Raw genomic sequence first — 17,817 nt, forward strand, 5'->3', positions numbered from 1 at the left:
AGCCCCGCCCGTCCACGGAGGAGCCCCAGCATGAAATTCCTGTCTTTCCTCTTGTCCCGCGTCGGCAAGGCCCTGGTGGTCGTGCTGGGCGTGGTAATCATCAATTTCTTCCTGATCCGCCTGGCGCCCGGCGACCCCGCCGCCGTGCTCGCGGGCCAGGCGGGCGCGGGCGACGCCGCCTACGTCGAACAGCTGCGCGCGGCCTTCGGGCTGGACAAGCCCATCCTGACCCAGCTGCTGCTGTACCTGAAGGGCGTGGTCCAGCTGGACCTGGGCTTTTCCTACCGCAACCACGTGCCGGTGCTCGACCTGATCGTGGAACGCCTGCCCGCCACGTTCTTGCTGATGTCCTGCGCCTTCGTGTTCTCCATCGTGCTGGGCGTGTTCCTGGGCGTCGTGGCGGCCAAGGCCCGCTACCGCAACAAGCGCCGCTGGATCGACAGCTCGGTCATGACGGGCGCCCTGCTGCTCTACGCCACGCCGCTGTTCTGGCTGTCGCTCATGGGCATCCTGCTGTTTTCGGTGGTGCTGGGCTGGCTGCCGGCCTTCGGCATGGAGACCGTGGGCGCCGGCCTGACGGGCTGGGCCCGCGCCGCCGACATCGCGCAGCACCTGGTCCTGCCCACGGTGACGCTGGGCTGCTTCTTCATGGCCGTCTACGTGCGCCTGACCCGCGCCTCCATGCTGGAAGTGATCGGCATGGACTTCGTGAAGACGGCCCGCGCGAAAGGCGTGAGCCCGGGGCGCGTGATCCGCGCGCACGTGCTGCGCAACGCCCTGCTGCCCGTGATCACGTTCGCCGGCATCCAGCTGGGCCAGATGGCGGGCGGCGCCGTGCTGACCGAGACGGTGTTCGCCTGGCCCGGCATCGGCCGGCTGATGTTCGACGCCCTGCTGCAGCGCGACTACCAGCTGCTGCTGGGCATCTTCCTGGTCACGTCCATCATGGTGGTGGTCTTCAACCTGCTGACCGACGTGCTGTACCGCCTCATCGACCCGCGCATCGCCGCGGGCGCGCAGCAAGGAGCCGCCGCATGAAGGCTTTCGCCCAACGCTATATGCGCAACTACGGCGCGGTGGCCGGCCTGGCCATCATGCTGATCGTGGTCGTCGTGGCCCTGGCCGCCCCGTTGCTGTACGAGGAATCGCCCTGGATGATGGTGGCCGACCCGCTGATCCCGCCGTTCACCAACGCCGACTATCCCTTCGGCACCGACATGCTGGGGCGCGACATCACCGCCGGCCTGGTCTGGGGCGCCCGGGTGTCGCTGATGGTGGGCCTGCTTTCCACCGCCGTGGCCCTGGCCTTCGGCATCCTGGTGGGCGCGGTGGCGGGCTACTGCGGCGGGCGGCTGGACGATGCGCTGATGCGCTTCACCGAATTCTTCCAGACCATTCCGCAACTCGCCATGGCCGTCGTGCTGGTGGCCATCCTGAGCCCCTCCGTCTACTCCATCATGGGCGCCATCGCGGTCGTTTCATGGCCGCCCGCCGCGCGCCTGGTGCGGTCGGAATTCATGACGCTCAAGCAGCGCGAATTCGTGCAGGCGGCCATCGTGATCGGGCAGACGCCGGCCCGCATCGTCGGCACCCAGATCCTGCCCAACGCCATGTCGCCCATCATCGTGTCGGCGTCCTTCATGGTGGCGACCGCCATCCTGACCGAATCCGCGCTGTCCTTCCTGGGCCTGGGCGACCGCAACCTGATGAGCTGGGGTTTCATGATCGGCGCCGCGCGCACCATGATCCGCGAGGCCTGGTGGATGAGCGTCTGGCCCGGCGTGGCCATCCTGCTGACCGTGCTGGCCATCAACCTGATCGGCGAAGGGCTGAACGACGCGCTCAATCCGCAACTGCGCAAACGCGGCGAATAGGGAAACGCCATGACCGAATCCACGCCCCTGCTGTCCGTCCAGAATCTCAGCATCGCCCTGCCCCGCGGCGGCGACCGCGCCTATGCGGTGCAGGACGTCTCCTACGACATACGCGCCGGCGAGATCCTGTGCATCGTCGGCGAATCGGGCTCCGGCAAATCCATGAGCGCCAACGCCATCATGGGCCTGCTTCCCGACTATCTCACGCCCCAGCAGGGGCGCATCCTGTTCCGCGGCCAGGACCTGCTGCGGCAGGACGAAGCGGCCCTGCTGGCCATGCGCGGCAAGGACATGGCGATGATCTTCCAGGAGCCCCTGTCCGCGCTGAACCCGCTGATGACGGTGGGCGAGCAGATCAGCGAGGTCATGCGCGTGCACAACGCCTACCCGGGCGCCCAGCGCATGGCGCGCACGCTGGAAATGCTCGCCTTCGTAGGCTTGCCCGATCCCGCCACGCTCTACCACGTCTACCCCTTCCGGCTGTCCGGCGGGCAGCGCCAGCGCGTGATGATCGCCATGGCCCTGGCGCTGGAACCCGCGCTGCTGATCGCCGACGAACCCACGACCGCGCTGGACGTCACCACCCAGGCGCAGATCCTGGCGCTCATCGCCCGCATCCAGAAGGAGAAAGGCATGGGCGTGATGTTCGTCACCCACGATTTCGGCGTGGTGGCCGAGATCGCCCACCGCGTCGCCGTGATGGAGAAAGGCATCCTGGTCGAACAGGGGCCCGCGGACGACGTGCTGAACCGGCCCCGCCACCCCTACACGCAGCGCCTGATCGCCGCGGTGCCGCAACGCCGCGCCAACGAGCGCGCCGCGGCCGGCGACGACCCGCCCGTGCTGGAGGTCAGGAACCTGAAAAAGACCTACGTAATCGGGCGCGCCTGGCTGGGCGGGAAGCGCGAAGTGCGCGCGGTGGACGACGTCAGCTTCAGCGTGCGGCGCGGCGAAACCCTGGGCATCGTGGGCGAGTCCGGCTCGGGTAAATCCACCATCGGCAAATGCCTGCTCAAGCTGGTCGGCATCGACGGCGGACAGCTGGTCTTCAACGGGCAGGACATCGCCGCCATGCCGGAGGCGCGCTTCCGCCCGCTGCGCCACGACATCCAGATGATCTTCCAGGATCCCTACGCCTCTCTCAACCCCCGCCATACCGTGGGACGCATCATCAGCGACGGGCCCGTGGCCAACGGCACGCCGCGCGCGCAGGCCGAAGCGCGGGCACGCGAATTGCTGTCGCTGGTGGGATTGGACCCCTCCGCCTTCGACCGCTATCCCAACCAGTTCTCGGGCGGACAGCGCCAGCGCATCGGCATCGCCCGCGCGCTCGCGCTGGAGCCCAAGGTGCTGGTGGCCGACGAATCGGTCTCGGCGCTGGACGTTTCGGTGCAGGCGCAGGTGCTGCAACTATTGCACGATCTGCAGCGGCGCCTGAAGATTGCGCTGGTGTTCATTACGCACGACTTGCGCGTGGCCGCCCAGATCTGCGACTCCGTGCTGGTGATGCACCGCGGCAAGGTCGTCGAATACGGCTCGCCCGCGCAGATCTTCGACGACCCGCAACATGCCTACACGCGGCAGCTCATCGCCGCCGTGCCCGGCCAGCACTGGGATCCTTCCCAGGCGAAGGCGGCTTGAGCCGCGGCTTCGCCCTCATCGTTCATTTCCACACACCCAGGAGAACCTTCCATGCAACGCCCCGCCGCCAAGCCGACCGTGCAGATCGACAACGAGCAGGTCACCGTCACCGAATGGCGCTTTCCGCCCGGCGGCGAAACGGGATGGCACCGCCACGGCATGAACTACGTCGTCGTGCCCCAGACCACCGGCCCGCTGCTGCTGGAAACGCCCGACGGCCAGGTCACCAGCCAGCTCACCACCGGCGTGGCCTACTACCGCCCGGTGGGTGTGGAGCACAATGTCATCAACCCCGGCGAAACCGAATTCGTGTTCGTCGAAATCGAACTCAAGCGCGCGTAGCGGGAGCGGCCGGGCCGCCACTCGACGGGCGCAAGGGAGGTTCCCATGCCACAGACTCCCCGCAAGCTGCGCAGCCAGAAATGGTTCGACGACCCGGCGCGCGCCGACATGACCGCCATCTATGTCGAGCGCTACCTCAACTACGGCCTGACGCGACAGGAACTGCAATCGGGGCGGCCCATCATCGGCATCGCCCAGACCGGCAGCGACCTGGTGCCCTGCAACCGCCACCATCTGGCCCTGGCCGATCGCATCCGCGACGGCATCCGCGACGCCGGCGGCATCCCGATGGAGTTTTTCGTCCATCCGCTGGCCGAGCAGGGCCGCCGCCCCACCGCCGCCCTGGACCGCAACCTGGCTTATCTGGGGCTGGTCGAAATCCTGCACGGCTATCCGCTGGACGGCGTGGTGCTGACCACGGGCTGCGACAAGACCACGCCCGCCTGCCTCATGGCCGCGGCCACCGTCGACATCCCCGCCATCGTGCTCTCGGGCGGACCGATGCTCGACGGCTGGTACGAAGGCCGGCGCGTGGGCTCGGGCACGGTCATCTGGCATGCCCGCAACCTGATGGCCGCCGGCAAGCTGGACTATGAAGGCTTCATGACCCTGGCCACCGCCTCGTCCCCGTCGATCGGACACTGCAACACCATGGGCACGGCGCTCTCGATGAATTCGCTGGCCGAGGCGCTGGGCATGTCGCTGCCCACCTGCGCCAGCATTCCCGCCCCATACCGGGAACGCGGCCAGATGGCCTACGCCACCGGCATGCGCATCTGCGACATGGTCCGCGCCGACGTCCGACCCAGCCATATCCTGACCCGGCGGGCCTTCGAAAACGCCATCGTCGTCGCGTCCGCGCTGGGGGCCTCCAGCAATTGCCCTCCCCACCTCATCGCCATCGCGCGCCATGCCGGCATCGAGCTGAGCCTGGACGACTGGCAGCGGCTGGGCGAAGACGTGCCGCTGCTGGCCAACTGCGTGCCGGCCGGCGAATACCTGGGCGAAGGATTCCATCGCGCGGGCGGCGTTCCCGCCGTGCTCCATGAGCTGGCGGCGGCCGGCCGCCTGCACCTGGACTGCCCCACCGTGTCCGGCAAGACCATCGGCGACATCGCCGCCCGCGCCCGCACCCACGACGCCGACGTCATCCGCAGCTGCGACGCCCCGCTCAAGCATCACGCCGGATTCATCGTCCTGTCCGGCAATTTCTTCGACAGCGCGATCATGAAGATGTCGGTGGTGGGCGACGATTTCCGCCGCGCTTACCTGTCGGAGCCCGGCTCGGAAAACGCCTTCGAGGCGCGCGCCATCGTGTTCGAAGGGCCCGAGGACTACCACGCGCGCATCGACGACCCGGCCCTGAACATCGATGAGCACTGCATTCTGGTCATCCGCGGCGCCGGCGACGTGGGCTACCCGGGCAGCGCGGAAGTGGTCAACATGGCGCCGCCTTCGCAGTTGCTCAAGCGCGGTATCGAATCCTTGCCCTGCATGGGCGACGGACGCCAGAGCGGCACCTCGGCCAGCCCTTCCATCCTGAACATGTCGCCCGAGGCCGCGGTGGGCGGAGGCCTGGCGCTGCTGGCGACGGGCGACCGGATCCGGGTCGACCTGAACCAGCGCACCGTCACGCTGCTCGTGAACGAAAAGGAATTGGAGCGGCGCCGGCAACGCCCCGGCTACCAGGCGCCCGAGTCGCAAACGCCGTGGCAGGAGCTGTACCGGCAACTGGTCGGCCAGTTGTCGACCGGCGGCTGCCTGGAACCCGCCACCCTGTACCTGAGGGTCGTGGAGACCCGCGGCGACCCCAGGCATTCGCACTGACGCCGCCGGCGGCGTCGCCTAGTCGCGAGGCGGCTCGCCGCCAGCGCCTGGTTCGCGAGGCGTCGGCCGGGAGACGACATAGGCCGCGCTGGCCAGGAAGAAAACCGCGACCGCGGCGGCCAGTTGCCACGACGGATGCGCGCCCCACCAGAACAGCACGTACCCGACCCCCATTCCCAGACAGGCATAGGCCTTGCCTTTTCCCGACACCGCGCCCTGGTCCCGCCAGGCGCGCAGGGCCGGGCCGTAGGTCGGGCTGTCCAGCAGCCATTTTTCCAGCCTGGGCGAGGACCGCGAAAAGCAGGCCACCGCCAGGATCAGGAAAATCGTCGTGGGCATGACCGGCAGGAAAGCGCCGATGACGCCCAATGCCAGCATCAGGCAGCCCAGGCATAGCCACAGAACTCTCATCATGATGGGCGGCGGGTATGGCGCGCCGCTCAGGGCCGCGCGGGCTCCGGCATTTTCATGCGCAGCATTTCCACGAACTTGTCTCCAGGCTGCCCGCCCGCGGCGCGCGCCTTGAAGATCATGGACCAGGCGTCCGCGTACTGGCCCCGCCAATAGAAGGCGGTCGCCCATGAGGAATAGAGATAGCCCTTGTCCGGTTCCACCTGCTCGCCCTTGCGATACAGCGCGTCGGAGCGCAGGGTGGCCGCCACCCGCGCTTCGGGCGGCAGCGTCTTGTCCTCCGCGGCGCAGCGCGCGGCGGTCCGGCCGGCGTCCGCGTAGATGCCCTGGAACGTCGGCGCATCCAGGCTGAGCGCGCGATCCATCATGTTCATGGCGTCGCAGAACTTGCCCTGGTCGTGCAGCACTGCGGCAAAGCCGGTATAGACCTCGGGGTTCTTCGGGTCCAGCAACCACGCCTGGTTGAAGCGGCGCATGGCCATGTCCAGCCGGTCCGCCTGATAGTAGCGATAGCCCTGTTCCACCCAGGCCCGCGCCGCGCCCGCCCGCGATCCGAAGGATTCCGTGGCCCCGGCGATCAGCTTGTCGTCGGCCGCCCTCAGGTCGGCGGCGGCCGAGCGGTCCACGCCCCCGTACATCGGCGCCTCGTCGATCCGCGCCTGGGGCGCGGCCGGACCACCCGCCGCGCAGCCGGCCAGCCACAAGACGGGAATGAACAAAATGGACCTGGCGGTCTGACGCATGGATGGCAAGTCCGTGTTGAAGGAACACCGCAATATACCGTAGCGCGCCGCTCAGGCCCCGGCGGGCATTCGCAAGGTGGAGAGGCATTCATTTGGGCGCGCATGCGAGGCTCCTTTTAGGGGGCACAGGCCCTAGTGCCGGCTTCGCATGCAACCAGTACGGCAATACTATTGCGAATCATTGAAGTTTGACGCCATACTGATTGCCCGGTTCATCTACTTTTGGAGGGTTTTGCAATGCAACGCGATGACATCCAAAAGCAGGGCGCGCAAGCCGCCCGCGAAGGATTGACCTTTTGGGATTGTCCGTATTACCGCGCGGACGCCATGCCCGCCCATACGGGAGAAACCATCGCCGAGTGGCGCGACAAGGTCGAGGCCTGGGAAGCCGGCTGGATGACGCAAGCCGGGAAATGGAAACCACCGCCTGGCGGCCGTCCGCGATATGTACCTCGTTCCACCGAGCCCTGGCCGAACGGCAGGATGGGCGCAGGCCCGCGGGCCCCGGCCATCCTGCCGCATCACGGGCAGCGCAAGCGCTGAGCACGCCGCAAAGGCTGATACGCCCCAGCCAAGCGGGCCGGGGCGTCGCCGATTCGGAAGAGGCGGCCGGCGCGCCCCTCAGTCCGGCAATCGAAACATGGGCGGATCGTTCGGCTGGTAGGCCCGCGCGGCCTTGTTGCCCGCCGCGATGGCGGCATCCCAGGTGTCATACGCATGGTCTTCGCCGCGCTCCACCTGGACGACGTCGCCCGTCTTGACCGAACGCGTCACGATTTCCCATTCGAACTTGCCGCCGCGGCCAGGCCGCACGACGAGCGTGCTCCGGTATGCCTGCGGATCGATTGGGTCCATGGTACGCCTCCGTGCCCCGGACTTTTTATCGTAGGCCAATTCCGCCGCCGATGCCTAGACGCACGCCGCCGGCCGGCGCGGCCGGGCCTCGACCCTGAACGGCGGATGAACGGCGCCTTCAGAACGGGTTCATGCCAAGGCGCCCAGAATGGTTCCGCACCTCCGGCATGAGCGCCGGCACCGCAACCACTGGAAGAAGAACATCATGCGTATCAAGATGGCTATCGGCATCTGGCTGCTGGGCATTACCCTGGCCTGGCTGGCGGTCGCGCCGCTCGGCACGGCCGCGCCGGACGCCGCCGCGGGTTGGTGGCAACTACGCCAGCACGCCTTGTATCTTTCGGGACTCTGGAGCATCGGCCTGATGTCCCTGACCCTGCTGCTGGCCTTGCGCCTGCCCTGGCTGGAACGTCCACTGGGCGGCATGGACCAGGTCTATCGGCTGCACAAATGGGCCGGCATCGGCGCCGCCCTCACGGCCATCCTGCATTGGGGAGCCAAGGAATCCAGCGGGTGGATCAAGACCCTGTGGGGAACCGCCGCCAGGCCCGGTCGGGATGCCGTGCTGCCCTGGCTCACGGACTTCCGGGGCACCGCCAAGGACCTCGGCGAATGGGCGTTCTACCTGTTGTTGGCCATGGTGGCCATCACCCTGCTGACCCGGCTGTTGTCGTACAAGCCCTGGCGCATTCTGCACCGCGCCATGCCCCTGCTGTTCCTGGCCCTGGCGTTCCACACGGTGGCACTGATGCCCCTGGGCTTCTGGGCCGCCCCGATGGGCCTGCTCATGGGCGCGCTGCTGGCGCTCGGCAGCGTGGCGGCGCTGTGGTCGCTGGCCGGCTGGATCGGCCAGTCGCGGCGCCATGCGGGGCGCATCCATACGGTGCATGTCCTCGGCGACGGCGGCGAGGGCGCGCCGGTCGAGGTGATCTGCGCGCTTCCCGCCAATTGGCCCGGGCATCGCGCGGGGCAATTCGCCTTCGTGCGTTTCGACCGCAACGAAGGCGCCCACCCCTTCACCATCGCCAGCGCGCCCGGCAGCCTGGGCGCCGACGAGCGCGGCGCGCCCCTGCTGCGCCTGGTCATCAAACCGCTGGGAGACTACACGCGCAGCCTGAGCCGACGCCTGCGGGCGGGCCAGCGCGTGGACATCGAAGGCCCCTACGGCCGCTTCGACGGCCAGGGCAAGGGCGAGCGGCAGCAGGTCTGGGTGGCGGGCGGCGTCGGCGTCACGCCGTTCCTCGCGCTGCTGGAGGCGCGCCAACCCGGCGCCGGCACGGCGCCCGCCGGCCGGCAGCCCGCGCGGATGCATTACTGTACCCGCGACGCCGAGGCGGATCCGCTGCTGCCCCGCCTGCGCGCCCTGTGCGAAAGCGCCCAGCCGCCGGTGGCCCTCACCGTGCACAGCGATGCGCGGGGCGAACGCCTCACGCCCCAGGCCCTGGAGGCCGACACAACCGGGCCGCTGGATATCTGGTTCTGCGGTCCGCGGGGCCTGGGCGAGGCGCTGCAAGGCCACGCGCCGCGCCGCTGGCGAGTGCATCGCGAATCGTTCGCCATGCGCTGAAAACGACGAAACGTCAGGCCCGGGACCTGGCGTTTTTTTTCGTGCGGGCGCCGGGCCCTGGTGCTAGCCTTGGAGCTTCCAACTGTCGCCAGTGGAGACCCCCATGCCTGAATTCATTGAAGCCAACCTCGACACGCTGTTCACTCATGCCCATAGCCGCGCGGAAAGCTACTTGCGGGCGGCTGAAACCCAGATCGACGCGGTTTTCGGCGATGGCTACGCCAGGGAACATCCGGAACTGATCGCCGCGTTCATGAAGACCGCATCCGACGAGTTCACACGCATCACCACCGCGAAAGTCCTGCAGAACATCGGCTATGCGCTGGACTCGATCGCGAGTGCGATGAAAACCCCGGATTGAGAGCGGCGCCCCAGTCGCACCGAAAAGAAAAAAGGCCGCCAAGTTCGAGGCTTGGCGGCCTTCTCTTTTGCCGTGCCTGGCAGCACCGTGCAAGAATGCCTGCGCCCAACCACGCCCCTAAATCGCCCTGGCGCCGGGCGGAGTTCCCGTCCATTCGACCCTGTCTTCCCAGCGGGGGTGGCGCTTGCGCTAATGCTCTCTGTCGCCCCGCAGGAACATGGCGACCTTTCCCTTTAGCAACGCGGCGTCATAGGTGGCCGTGCTGAGGGCACTCTGTAGCACCTTCCTCCGGATTTCACTCGGCATTTCATGCCATACGCTCAAGATCGCTGCGCCAAGGCAAGCAATGACCCGCCGCTCGCCTTCGTCAAGTACCCCAGCATCCAGCATCTCCACTGACGTGGGTAATCGCACGCCACCTTCATTGAGCCAGCGCTCAATGTCCGAGTCCTCAGGATCACGAGTCATGTTTTTCCCCCGAAAAAGGAACTCCCCCGGCGATGCGCGCAATCCTCGCCTTGAGTGCGGATCTGTCGAATGCTGCTTGAGCGATCTCACGATTCAATACCCGCTGACGCGCATCGGGCGGGAGCTCATCCCAGAGACTCAATATCGATGCCCCGAGAAAAGCGAGAATTCGGCGCTCCGACTCCTCGAATTCCTCGATCGCGAACGACCGGGCGAGGGAAATCAGTTGCGATCCCCCCTCATCGTCCCAGCGCTCCAACGCCTTCGTACTCGTTGTCTGTGACATGGCGCGGCCTCCTGGATGAGTGGACAAAATCAGTGTAGGACAACCACCGCCGCGCGACTTACGCTGTTTCAAATTAGTCTTAGGTCAGACCTGCCGCAGAGCGTACTGTAGGGATGTGGCATTCGTCACGACAACCAAAAGGCAAATATCATGACATTTCCTACCCGCTACAGCGCTGCAGGTCCTCCCACCCAACCTGGTCAGGATGACCAGCCCAACAAACAGCAAGAACAGCAAAGCCAGGAACAAAAAGAAGAAGCGGCTCGCAAGCAAGCGCAGAACGATCCGCTAAAGCAACGTACCCCCCAGTAGCGAATCGCACGCTTTCGGTCCATTCCTGCCACGGAACCACAGCCGCCCAATTGCTGATGGATGACTGAAAGTTTGTGAACAGACGCTGACTCGTCGCACATTTGCGAGAGCCAGCGTTGTCGTGTATCGATCCGACCCACGATATCTCCGCGCTAGTCAAAGGCCGCAATAGAGGCCAACCAGTCCCCGAATCAAAACGTAAATCTGGTCGGCAGCTCCGCCATGTCGCAGCCACACCGTGCCTCGATTCATTTAGGCCGTTCCCATCATGAAGCCGTTCAGTAAGTCATTTGCCCGCCTCATTACCACTTGCCGAAAATTCCTCCCGTTGACCGCGTCGTTCAAGCCTGACGATGGCCACCGAGCGCGTCCGTCCGCTCCGCACGCGGCGACTATGTCGCCTTGGCGTGTGTACAGAATCTATGCTCGTCCTGGACACCTGCTTCTTCGGAATGAACAAGGCAGGATTTTTGACTTCGGCGTTATGAAAGGAGCCGAGCCCAACTTGGCCTATCGGCTGTTCGTCCGAAATCTCACGGGCCGGGGGTTCGCTTCGCGCACGCTGCTGCTCGATGACATCACTCGCCGAATTGAGGCCGGTGAAGTTGCAGGGGAATTGCTTGATCTTCCCGAATATACGGCCGGACCAGGAGTCGATTTGGACCGCGGCACGCACGCCGACATCTCGATGAAATTGGCTGGATAGCCCAGCCCGCTTGCCCTTGATCCGAGCCGCGATTGCGAGAGCGCGCGCTTAGAGGACGCCCCAGGCTGCAAGCCTTGACGGGGATGATTTTCCGGCGCGCGAGCCAGTGACGCCGCAGCTTCGCGATGGGAAATATCGGCTCTCACGGCACCATAGCGGTCGCCTCCGGCGAGAAGGAGCCCGCCTCATAACGACCGGCCTATGGCACTGCCGGCCTGTTGACACGATACGCTTCGGCGCGAGCCAAGGTACGGTAAAACGACGCCCCCACGCTTACAAAGCGCTCAATGTCTCCCGCCGATAGCTTGTCCTTGACCGAATTCAGATGCTCCGCGTAGTCGGTAAGAATATCGACCCAATCATCGAAACTGCTCAGCGTCACCGATTTGGTCAGCATCCTCGCCAATAGGTCTTCCCGGTCCATAATGCCCTCGACAGTCGCAGCCCGATGCCGCATTCAAGCTGCGCAAGTGTCATTCCCAGCATTTCAAGATCATCGTGAACCGGGTCTCGCACGTGTTCCAAGAAAAGCGAAAGCCCTGGCCGGTTTCCCAGACAGGGCTCGATAAGTTGTGTGACCGGTAGTACTCGTCAGCTTAGCCTGGGTCAGGCAGCGTGCGAATGTGCGTCGACCAAATAACGTCCGTGATTAATAGCCGTATCGACCGCAATCACTGGGCTTGAAACAGATCCACCCGATGCAAAAAATGGAACCAGGTGCGACTCATTCAATCCGTATTGATCCGCCACAGCCCCTAGTGCCACAGTCGCAGTAAAAGCGGGCCGACGGCTTCCACCAACCGATATACGGGAGACACTCGCCGTTAAGCGATATCCTTTGTAGACCATGTTGTTATGGAACATAAGCCCTCCTATGAATTCACTTGCTTAGGGCTCTGTTCACAGTGCGCGAATTTTCGTCGCCTGCGGGCCTTTGGCTCCCTCTGCCGTCACGTAGCTGACGCGTTGGTTTTCAACCAAGACCTTATGACCGTCGTCGCTGACAATCTCGGAGAAATGAGCGAATAGGTCCTTGCCGCCGTTCTCGGGCATGATGAATCCAAAGCCCTTCGCGTCGTTGAACCACTTAACAATTCCGGTTTCCATATGTCTACTCCTTGAATAGCGGGCACTGCCCGAAAACGGAGCTAGTCAAGGAAAGGACTGCGAACAATGAAGCACCCTGAAGAGAGCACAAAACCGGACGAAAATCGCGATGCTCGAAAAGCTGTTAACCCACTATGGGCGCGGCATCCTTGAAAGTCAACCGACGTTTCCATTTAGAGCCCGCCAAGGACTTGAATCGGATTTACCGCGGAACAGGGAGCCGTGAAAAGCCCGCGCCACTGATGCGCGGCGGAAAAGCAAAAAGCCGCGTAAGTCTATGACTTAGCGGCTTTTCAGGCGGTGCCAGGCACCACTTTGCAGGAATTTGGTAGGCGGTATTGGAATCGAACCAACGACCTCCACGATGTCAACGTGGCGCTCTAACCAGCTGAGCTAACCGCCTGCAAAGAAGAAGCATTATATAGTGCTTTTTTGAACTGTGCAAATCGTCTTGGAAGATTTTTTGCATTTTTCATTGCGTCCGAAGGGTCTTGGCCTTTGCGTCGCGCCTGCGGCCAAATGGCTGCAACCGGGCGTCTATCCATGACTCAATCAGAGCGCTTTCACACTACTCAATGCTGCTTATTCATCAGCACTGCTTCGCTCTTCAATCTCGCGTCTGCGGCTTGCACCGCAGCAACGAAGAGCGAGATTCTATCAGAACTTTTTATTCCTTGCTCGACCTCGACGCCACTGCTGACATCGACGCCCCAAGGCCGCAGCGTTTGCACGGCCTGGCCTACGTTTTCGGCGTTCAGGCCGCCGGACAGGATGAGCGGCCGCGACACCGGATCGTCCTTCACGTCGTCGAGCAAGGCATAGTCGAAGCCGTGTCCGCTGCCGCCATAGCCCGCGCTATAGCTGTCGAACAGCCACCCCGCGGCCTCGCCGTAGGCGCGGCATGCGGATGCCAGGTCTTCCGCGGTATCGAGGCCCGGCGCGCCGGCGCGGAAGGCGCGCAGGAAACGATGCCCGTAGCGGGCACAGTCCTGCGGCGTTTCGTCGCCGTGGAATTGCAGCAATTCGGGGCCGACCTGATCCAGCACCGCGCGCACCTCGTCTTCCGCCGGATTCACGAACAGCGCCACCACATCGACGAAGGCAGGCACCGCGCGGCGCAGTTGCGCGGCCCGCAACGGCGTCAGGCAACGCTTGCTCTTGGCATAGAAAACAAAACCGATCGCATCGACGCCGGCCGCGACGGCGGCGTCGATATCCTGTTCGCGGGTCAATCCGCAGATCTTGATGCGTGTGCGCATGGAATTCATCACTGGCGTCGTCGCGGGCGCGACGGGTGGGACCAGTATATCCGGCGCGCCTAGGACTCCGGCTGGCCCAGGGTCGCGACGAGGTTATCGAAACTGCCTTCGGCCAGGCGGAACCAGGGCACTTCTTTATCGCGGAACGCGACCATGCTCTCGTAGAGTTTCTTGAACATGGGGTCCTTGGCGCTCATTTCCTTGTACGCGGCGAGCGACGCCTCATAGCTGGCCTGCAGGACCGGCCGGGGAAACGCCTTCAACTGCGCGCCGCGAGCGACCAGGCGGCGCAGCGCATCCGGGTTGCCGGCGTCGTACTTGGCGATCATGTTGCCCGTGGCCATGCGGCAGGCGAGCGCAAGCGCGGACTGGTACGGCCTGGGCAGTTCGTCGTAGGCTTCCTGGTTCACGTACAGCGACAGCTGCAAGGTGCCCGCCCACCAGCCGGGGAAGTAATAGTTCCTGGCCACCTTGTAGAGGGCGAGGCTCTCGTCGTCGTAAGGGCCGATCCAGGCCACCGCATCGACGACGCCCTGCTCCAGCGCCGCATAGGTTTCCGCGGCCGGGACCTCGACGGGCGTCGCGCCCTGCCGCGCCAGCACGTGGCGGGCGAATCCGCCGGCCTTCACCTTGAGTCCGCGCAGATCGTCCACGGTCTTGATTTCACCGCGGAACCAGCCGCCCATCTGGGCCCCCGTATAGCCGCAGGGAAAGTTCAGGATGTTGTACTTGTCGAACAGCACGCGCGTCAGCGCCAGGCCTTCGCCCTGCGTCATCCAGGCGTTCATCTGCCGGGTGTTCAGGCCGAACGGCACGCCCGCATCGAAGCAAAGCGCGGGGTCGATATCGAAATAGCGGGTCGAGGCCGTATGCCCGCAATCGACGACGCGATGCTGCACGGCCTCCAGCACCTGGCCCGGCTGCACCAGATCGCCCGCCGGGAATATCTCGATGTTGAAACGCCCGTCCGTCACTTCGGCCACGTACCGGGCGACGTCCTCCGCGCCGGCGAACAGCGTCGGCGATTCATTGGGAAAGCTGGAAGCCAGGCGCCATGCGACCGTCGGAGCGTCCTGCGCGAAAACGGGGGCCGCGAGGGTGGCGCCGCCGGCGGCGGCTCCCAAGGCGGTCTGCTTCAAAAACGCGCGGCGTCGCATGGCGTAAGGCCTCCATCGGGCACGGAAAGGCGTCGCCGTCGCCGGCGGCTTCCCTAATAGGTTTGAGTAAACGGCGACAGCAGCTGCGATCCGCCGTCGAGTTCTTCCAATCCGAATACGTCGGGGTAATCGATGGCGGACAGGTAAAGCCCGTCCGGCGCAAAGGTTGGCGCGCCGCGCTTGCGGTCGCGCCAGGACAGGAGCTGGGACATCCAGTCGACCGTCTCCCTGCCCTGCCCGACCTGCAACAACGCTCCCATGATATTGCGCACCATGTGATGCAGGAAGGCGTTCGCCTTCAGCGTAAACACCAGGAACGGCCCGCGCTCTTCGATATCCAGCCGGTACAGGTGGCGCACCGGATGCTTGGCCTGGCATTGCGAGGAACGGAAGCTGGAAAAATCATGCTCGCCCAGCAAGGCATTCGCCGCGGCGCGCATGACGTCCACGTCCAGCGACTGGAAGCACCAGCCCGCGCGGCCCGCCCACAGCGCCGGGCGCACCCGGCCGCGCCACAGCAGGTAGACGTAGGTGCGCGCGCGCGCGGAAAACCGCGCATGGAACTCGTCCGACACCGGCTGCGCCCACTGCACGGAAATGCTGGGCGGAAGAAAGGCGTTCACGCCCCGCACCCAGGACTCCATCCGCCGGTCGAGCCCGGTGTCCAGATGGATCACCTGCATGGCGCCATGCACGCCGGTATCGGTGCGCCCCGCGCAAATCGTCGGCACGGTGCCCTCGACACCGCAAAAACTTCCCAAGGCGGCTTCCAGCGTGTCCTGCACCGTCTGCCGGTGCGGCTGTGTTTGCCAACCCTGCCAGGCGGAGCCGTCATACGCCAGCCCCAAAGCAACTCTAGACATGTATCAAACCCGTGGACCGCCGACACGGCGCGGTTCGTCCGTGGGCGGTTCGTCCAGGTCGAGATTGATGCTGTTGAGCTTGCGGTTCAGTGCTGCCGTATCCAGCACTGGCTCGTTATAGGCGTCGGTTTCCTCGTCGTCGTCGCCGCGCCTGGCGCCGGCCCTGCGCAGCAGCCAGGCTATGGCGAACGCGATCAGCGCCAGCACGGCGGTGACGATGACGAGTAGATTATCGGCCAGCCAGGCCGGCATGTCCGACGCGCTGTCCTTGTTCGGCGGGGTGCCTGCCGGCTTGTCCGGCGAAGCGCCCGGCGTCCCTGCGGCGCCCGGTGTGCCCGCTGCGCCCGGAGTGCCTGCTGCGCCTGGCGTACCTGCTGTACCCGGAGTACCTGCGGCACCCGAAGTACCTGCCGCGCCCGGCGTACCTGCCGCGCCCGGCGTACCTGCTGCACCCGGAGTACCTGCTGCACCCGAAGCACCTGCTGCACCCGAAGTACCTGCTGCACCCGAAGTACCTGCTGCACCCGAAGCACCAGTCGCGCCCGGAGTACCTGCCGCGCCCGGAGCGCCAGTCGCGCCCGGAGTACCTGCGGCACCCGAAGTACCTGCCCCGCCCGGAGTACCTGCTGCACCCGAAGTACCTGTCGTGCCCGGAGTACCTGCTGCACCTGGAGTGCCCGTTGCTCCCGGCGTGCCTGCTGCACCCGGCGTACCTGCCGCACCTGGAGTACCCGTTGCACCCGACGTGCCTGCTGCACCTGGAGTACCCGTTGCACCCGGCGTGCCTGCTGCACCCGGAGTACCCGTTGCACCCGGCGTGCCTGCCGCACCTGGAGTACCTGTTGCACCCGGCGTGCCTGCTGCACCTGGAGCACCCGCTGCTCCCGGCGTCCCCGGAGCACCGGCGGCGCCCGAAGCACCGGCGGCGCCCAACTGGCCGACGGCCTTGTTCAAATCGTCGACGTTGCTCTGCAACTGGTCCACGCGCCCCTGCACGTCCGCCATGGCGCGCTGGTTGGAGGTGCGCGCGTCGGCCTGGGCTTCGGCTTGCGCCGAGGCGCTGTCCTGGGCCTGGCCCGCGGACAGGCGCACGCGGTCTTGCGGCGGCGGCGTCGCCGTGGCCACGCCGTTGCCGCTCGGTGGGGCGACGCTGCCCGACGCCCCGCCCTGCCCCTGGACCACGGAAGGATTGGCGGCCGATGCCGCGCCGATCCGCGAACGGTACTTGGCGAAGGCTTCGGCATGTTCGTTGAAGATCCGGCGCGCTTCGGCCGGGTCCACCGCGCGCACGGTGGCGGCGTCCGGAATCTTCAGCTTCTCGCCGGCACGCACCAGGTTCATGTTGTTCTGGATGAACGCCTCGGGATTCGCGCGCCACAGGGCCACGAGCATCTGATAGACCGAGGCATTGGGCACCGCGTTGCGCTGGGCGATAGCGAACAGGTTGTCGCCGGATTTCACATTGACCGATCGGGTGCCGGCCTGGCGGGACGGCGTGCCGACCGCCGCCGGCGTTACCTCGGCGGTGGTGCCGCGCAACGGCACCAGGATGCTGACCTGCACCTGCCGTTGTCCGGAGCTGGAGCTGATGTCCAGCAGCAGATCCACCGCGCCGCTGGCCGGCGGCTGCGAGGCCCGCACGCGCAGGTTCTTGCGCGTGGCGTCCATGCCGTCCTCGATGCGCACCACCATGCTGGCCAAGGGCACCGGCGGCTTCAGGCCGGCGCGCTGCCACGCGGCCTCGTCGGCAACCGCGACCTTCAGCGACGAGACTTCGTCGGGTGTCAGTTCCTGCAATCCCACCACCGCCTGCAGCGGCGCGCCCGGCACGGAAACCACCCGCGAATGCCCCACGCGCATGGCCAACGCCGACCCGCACACGCTTGAGCCGATCGCCAACGCAATCGCCCACTGCAGGGCTTTCAAACGGCGGGCATGCTTCACTTGGCGCGAACGCTGGGTCATAAGCTGGAATTCCGTTCTTGTAGTCGAATTACGGGCTGATGCCGATTCGCGCAAAAACTCCGCGGGAACCGGC

General features: G+C 65.7%; 21 protein-coding genes and 1 tRNA gene. 10 read left to right on the plus strand and 12 right to left on the minus strand.

Going from position 1 to position 17,817, the window contains the following annotated elements:
* The first annotated feature begins 30 nt into the window (after positions 1–30).
* Genes ADE01S_RS06600 through ADE01S_RS06620 form a run of 5 tightly spaced genes read left to right on the plus strand, consistent with a single transcriptional unit; the run spans position 31 to position 5,684 of the window.
* Positions 31–1,038: an ABC transporter permease gene (locus tag ADE01S_RS06600; protein ID WP_062680727.1), complete on the plus strand. Its 1,008-nt coding sequence runs from the start codon at positions 31–33 to the stop codon at positions 1,036–1,038.
* Positions 1,035–1,874: an ABC transporter permease gene (locus ADE01S_RS06605; RefSeq protein WP_062680729.1), complete on the plus strand. Its 840-nt coding sequence runs from the start codon at positions 1,035–1,037 to the stop codon at positions 1,872–1,874. Before ADE01S_RS06600 ends, ADE01S_RS06605 begins: the two co-directional genes overlap by 4 nt.
* Positions 1,875–1,883: 9 nt before the next feature.
* Positions 1,884–3,515, plus strand: a complete 1,632-nt coding sequence (locus ADE01S_RS06610) for an ABC transporter ATP-binding protein (RefSeq protein WP_062680731.1) — start codon at positions 1,884–1,886, stop codon at positions 3,513–3,515.
* 51 nt (positions 3,516–3,566) lie between these two features.
* A complete protein-coding gene (locus tag ADE01S_RS06615) occupies positions 3,567–3,857 on the plus strand; it encodes a cupin domain-containing protein (RefSeq protein WP_062680732.1) in 291 nt (96 codons plus the stop codon).
* A gap of 45 nt (positions 3,858–3,902) precedes the next feature.
* Positions 3,903–5,684, plus strand: coding sequence for an IlvD/Edd family dehydratase (locus tag ADE01S_RS06620; protein WP_062680734.1), 1,782 nt, complete (start codon positions 3,903–3,905; stop codon positions 5,682–5,684).
* Positions 5,685–5,702: 18 nt separating this feature from the next.
* Here the strand turns inward: ADE01S_RS06620 and ADE01S_RS06625 are convergent, their stop codons facing one another.
* A complete protein-coding gene (locus tag ADE01S_RS06625; RefSeq protein ID WP_075873416.1) occupies positions 5,703–6,098 on the minus strand; it encodes a YbaN family protein in 396 nt (131 codons plus the stop codon).
* Positions 6,099–6,124: 26 nt separating this feature from the next.
* Positions 6,125–6,838, minus strand: a complete 714-nt coding sequence (locus tag ADE01S_RS06630; RefSeq protein WP_062680736.1) for a tetratricopeptide repeat protein — start codon at positions 6,836–6,838, stop codon at positions 6,125–6,127.
* Positions 6,839–7,075: 237 nt separating this feature from the next.
* Between ADE01S_RS06630 and ADE01S_RS31485 the strand changes: the two genes are divergently transcribed.
* The gene (locus ADE01S_RS31485) at positions 7,076–7,381 is read left to right on the plus strand and encodes a CrpP-related protein (RefSeq protein ID WP_087881456.1); all 306 of its coding nucleotides are present in this window, start codon (positions 7,076–7,078) and stop codon (positions 7,379–7,381) included.
* Positions 7,382–7,459: 78 nt separating this feature from the next.
* On the opposite strand, the gene ADE01S_RS06640 is transcribed toward ADE01S_RS31485, so the two are convergent.
* Positions 7,460–7,693: a hypothetical protein gene (locus ADE01S_RS06640; protein WP_062680739.1), complete on the minus strand. Its 234-nt coding sequence runs from the start codon at positions 7,691–7,693 to the stop codon at positions 7,460–7,462.
* A gap of 148 nt (positions 7,694–7,841) precedes the next feature.
* Between ADE01S_RS06640 and ADE01S_RS06645 the strand changes: the two genes are divergently transcribed.
* The gene (locus ADE01S_RS06645; RefSeq protein WP_242663452.1) at positions 7,842–9,260 is read left to right on the plus strand and encodes a ferredoxin reductase family protein; all 1,419 of its coding nucleotides are present in this window, start codon (positions 7,842–7,844) and stop codon (positions 9,258–9,260) included.
* A gap of 103 nt (positions 9,261–9,363) precedes the next feature.
* Positions 9,364–9,621: a hypothetical protein gene (locus tag ADE01S_RS06650; protein ID WP_062680741.1), complete on the plus strand. Its 258-nt coding sequence runs from the start codon at positions 9,364–9,366 to the stop codon at positions 9,619–9,621.
* A 189-nt stretch (positions 9,622–9,810) separates the two neighbouring features.
* On the opposite strand, the gene ADE01S_RS06655 is transcribed toward ADE01S_RS06650, so the two are convergent.
* Together ADE01S_RS06655 and ADE01S_RS06660 are read right to left on the minus strand one after the other, a co-directional pair.
* Positions 9,811–10,089 carry a hypothetical protein gene (locus ADE01S_RS06655; RefSeq protein ID WP_062680743.1) on the minus strand — a complete coding sequence of 93 codons (279 nt, stop codon included), beginning with the start codon at positions 10,087–10,089 and terminating at the stop codon, positions 9,811–9,813.
* Entirely contained in the window at positions 10,079–10,375 is a 297-nt protein-coding gene (locus tag ADE01S_RS06660; RefSeq protein WP_062680745.1) for a hypothetical protein, read from the minus strand. The genes ADE01S_RS06655 and ADE01S_RS06660 overlap by 11 nt, the downstream gene beginning before the upstream one ends.
* A gap of 150 nt (positions 10,376–10,525) precedes the next feature.
* Here ADE01S_RS06660 and ADE01S_RS31750 point away from each other — a divergent pair, with 150 nt between their 5' ends.
* Together ADE01S_RS31750 and ADE01S_RS31135 are read left to right on the plus strand one after the other, a co-directional pair.
* Positions 10,526–10,687, plus strand: coding sequence for a hypothetical protein (locus ADE01S_RS31750; protein ID WP_165695647.1), 162 nt, complete (start codon positions 10,526–10,528; stop codon positions 10,685–10,687).
* Positions 10,688–10,955: 268 nt separating this feature from the next.
* Complete coding sequence (locus tag ADE01S_RS31135; RefSeq protein WP_075873415.1) at positions 10,956–11,393, plus strand: hypothetical protein; 438 nt, start codon at positions 10,956–10,958, stop codon at positions 11,391–11,393.
* Positions 11,394–11,592: 199 nt separating this feature from the next.
* Here the strand turns inward: ADE01S_RS31135 and ADE01S_RS06670 are convergent, their stop codons facing one another.
* The 7 genes from ADE01S_RS06670 to ADE01S_RS06700 all read right to left on the minus strand — a co-directional run bounded on the left by ADE01S_RS06670 (position 11,593) and on the right by ADE01S_RS06700 (position 17,744).
* Positions 11,593–11,790, minus strand: coding sequence for a DNA-3-methyladenine glycosylase (locus tag ADE01S_RS06670; RefSeq protein ID WP_228468203.1), 198 nt, complete (start codon positions 11,788–11,790; stop codon positions 11,593–11,595).
* Positions 11,791–12,293: 503 nt separating this feature from the next.
* The gene (locus ADE01S_RS06675; RefSeq protein ID WP_062680749.1) at positions 12,294–12,500 is read right to left on the minus strand and encodes a cold-shock protein; all 207 of its coding nucleotides are present in this window, start codon (positions 12,498–12,500) and stop codon (positions 12,294–12,296) included.
* A gap of 326 nt (positions 12,501–12,826) precedes the next feature.
* Positions 12,827–12,903, minus strand: a tRNA-Val gene (locus ADE01S_RS06680).
* 169 nt (positions 12,904–13,072) lie between these two features.
* Positions 13,073–13,768, minus strand: coding sequence for a phosphoribosylanthranilate isomerase (locus tag ADE01S_RS06685; RefSeq protein WP_255220859.1), 696 nt, complete (start codon positions 13,766–13,768; stop codon positions 13,073–13,075).
* A gap of 50 nt (positions 13,769–13,818) precedes the next feature.
* The gene (locus ADE01S_RS06690) at positions 13,819–14,916 is read right to left on the minus strand and encodes a TRAP transporter substrate-binding protein (RefSeq protein WP_062680753.1); all 1,098 of its coding nucleotides are present in this window, start codon (positions 14,914–14,916) and stop codon (positions 13,819–13,821) included.
* A gap of 53 nt (positions 14,917–14,969) precedes the next feature.
* A complete protein-coding gene (truA, locus tag ADE01S_RS06695; protein WP_062680755.1) occupies positions 14,970–15,779 on the minus strand; it encodes a tRNA pseudouridine(38-40) synthase TruA in 810 nt (269 codons plus the stop codon).
* 3 nt (positions 15,780–15,782) lie between these two features.
* The gene (locus ADE01S_RS06700; protein WP_062680758.1) at positions 15,783–17,744 is read right to left on the minus strand and encodes a type IV pilus assembly protein FimV; all 1,962 of its coding nucleotides are present in this window, start codon (positions 17,742–17,744) and stop codon (positions 15,783–15,785) included.
* Positions 17,745–17,817 lie beyond the last annotated feature (73 nt).

Origin of the sequence: Achromobacter denitrificans NBRC 15125 (genome assembly GCF_001571365.1) — a bacterium.
In the GTDB taxonomy this organism is placed as follows: Bacteria; Pseudomonadota; Gammaproteobacteria; order Burkholderiales; family Burkholderiaceae_B; genus Achromobacter; species Achromobacter denitrificans.

Excerpts from the sequence above, each read along its gene's own strand:
- ADE01S_RS06600 (WP_062680727.1), top strand. The coding sequence starts at position 31 with ATGAAATTCCTGTCTTTCCTCTTGTCCCGCGTCGGCAAGGCCCTGGTG.
- ADE01S_RS06605 (WP_062680729.1), top strand. The coding sequence starts at position 1,035 with ATGAAGGCTTTCGCCCAACGCTATATGCGCAACTACGGCGCGGTGGCC.
- ADE01S_RS06610 (WP_062680731.1), top strand. The coding sequence starts at position 1,884 with ATGACCGAATCCACGCCCCTGCTGTCCGTCCAGAATCTCAGCATCGCC.
- ADE01S_RS06615 (WP_062680732.1), top strand. The coding sequence starts at position 3,567 with ATGCAACGCCCCGCCGCCAAGCCGACCGTGCAGATCGACAACGAGCAG.
- ADE01S_RS06620 (WP_062680734.1), top strand. The coding sequence starts at position 3,903 with ATGCCACAGACTCCCCGCAAGCTGCGCAGCCAGAAATGGTTCGACGAC.
- ADE01S_RS06625 (WP_075873416.1), bottom strand. The coding sequence starts at position 6,098 with ATGATGAGAGTTCTGTGGCTATGCCTGGGCTGCCTGATGCTGGCATTG.
- ADE01S_RS06630 (WP_062680736.1), bottom strand. The coding sequence starts at position 6,838 with ATGCGTCAGACCGCCAGGTCCATTTTGTTCATTCCCGTCTTGTGGCTG.
- ADE01S_RS31485 (WP_087881456.1), top strand. The coding sequence starts at position 7,076 with ATGCAACGCGATGACATCCAAAAGCAGGGCGCGCAAGCCGCCCGCGAA.
- ADE01S_RS06640 (WP_062680739.1), bottom strand. The coding sequence starts at position 7,693 with ATGGACCCAATCGATCCGCAGGCATACCGGAGCACGCTCGTCGTGCGG.
- ADE01S_RS06645 (WP_242663452.1), top strand. The coding sequence starts at position 7,842 with ATGGTTCCGCACCTCCGGCATGAGCGCCGGCACCGCAACCACTGGAAG.
- ADE01S_RS06650 (WP_062680741.1), top strand. The coding sequence starts at position 9,364 with ATGCCTGAATTCATTGAAGCCAACCTCGACACGCTGTTCACTCATGCC.
- ADE01S_RS06655 (WP_062680743.1), bottom strand. The coding sequence starts at position 10,089 with ATGACTCGTGATCCTGAGGACTCGGACATTGAGCGCTGGCTCAATGAA.
- ADE01S_RS06660 (WP_062680745.1), bottom strand. The coding sequence starts at position 10,375 with ATGTCACAGACAACGAGTACGAAGGCGTTGGAGCGCTGGGACGATGAG.
- ADE01S_RS31750 (WP_165695647.1), top strand. The coding sequence starts at position 10,526 with ATGACATTTCCTACCCGCTACAGCGCTGCAGGTCCTCCCACCCAACCT.
- ADE01S_RS31135 (WP_075873415.1), top strand. The coding sequence starts at position 10,956 with ATGAAGCCGTTCAGTAAGTCATTTGCCCGCCTCATTACCACTTGCCGA.
- ADE01S_RS06670 (WP_228468203.1), bottom strand. The coding sequence starts at position 11,790 with ATGCTGACCAAATCGGTGACGCTGAGCAGTTTCGATGATTGGGTCGAT.
- ADE01S_RS06675 (WP_062680749.1), bottom strand. The coding sequence starts at position 12,500 with ATGGAAACCGGAATTGTTAAGTGGTTCAACGACGCGAAGGGCTTTGGA.
- ADE01S_RS06685 (WP_255220859.1), bottom strand. The coding sequence starts at position 13,768 with ATGAATTCCATGCGCACACGCATCAAGATCTGCGGATTGACCCGCGAA.
- ADE01S_RS06690 (WP_062680753.1), bottom strand. The coding sequence starts at position 14,916 with ATGCGACGCCGCGCGTTTTTGAAGCAGACCGCCTTGGGAGCCGCCGCC.
- truA (WP_062680755.1), bottom strand. The coding sequence starts at position 15,779 with ATGTCTAGAGTTGCTTTGGGGCTGGCGTATGACGGCTCCGCCTGGCAG.
- ADE01S_RS06700 (WP_062680758.1), bottom strand. The coding sequence starts at position 17,744 with ATGACCCAGCGTTCGCGCCAAGTGAAGCATGCCCGCCGTTTGAAAGCC.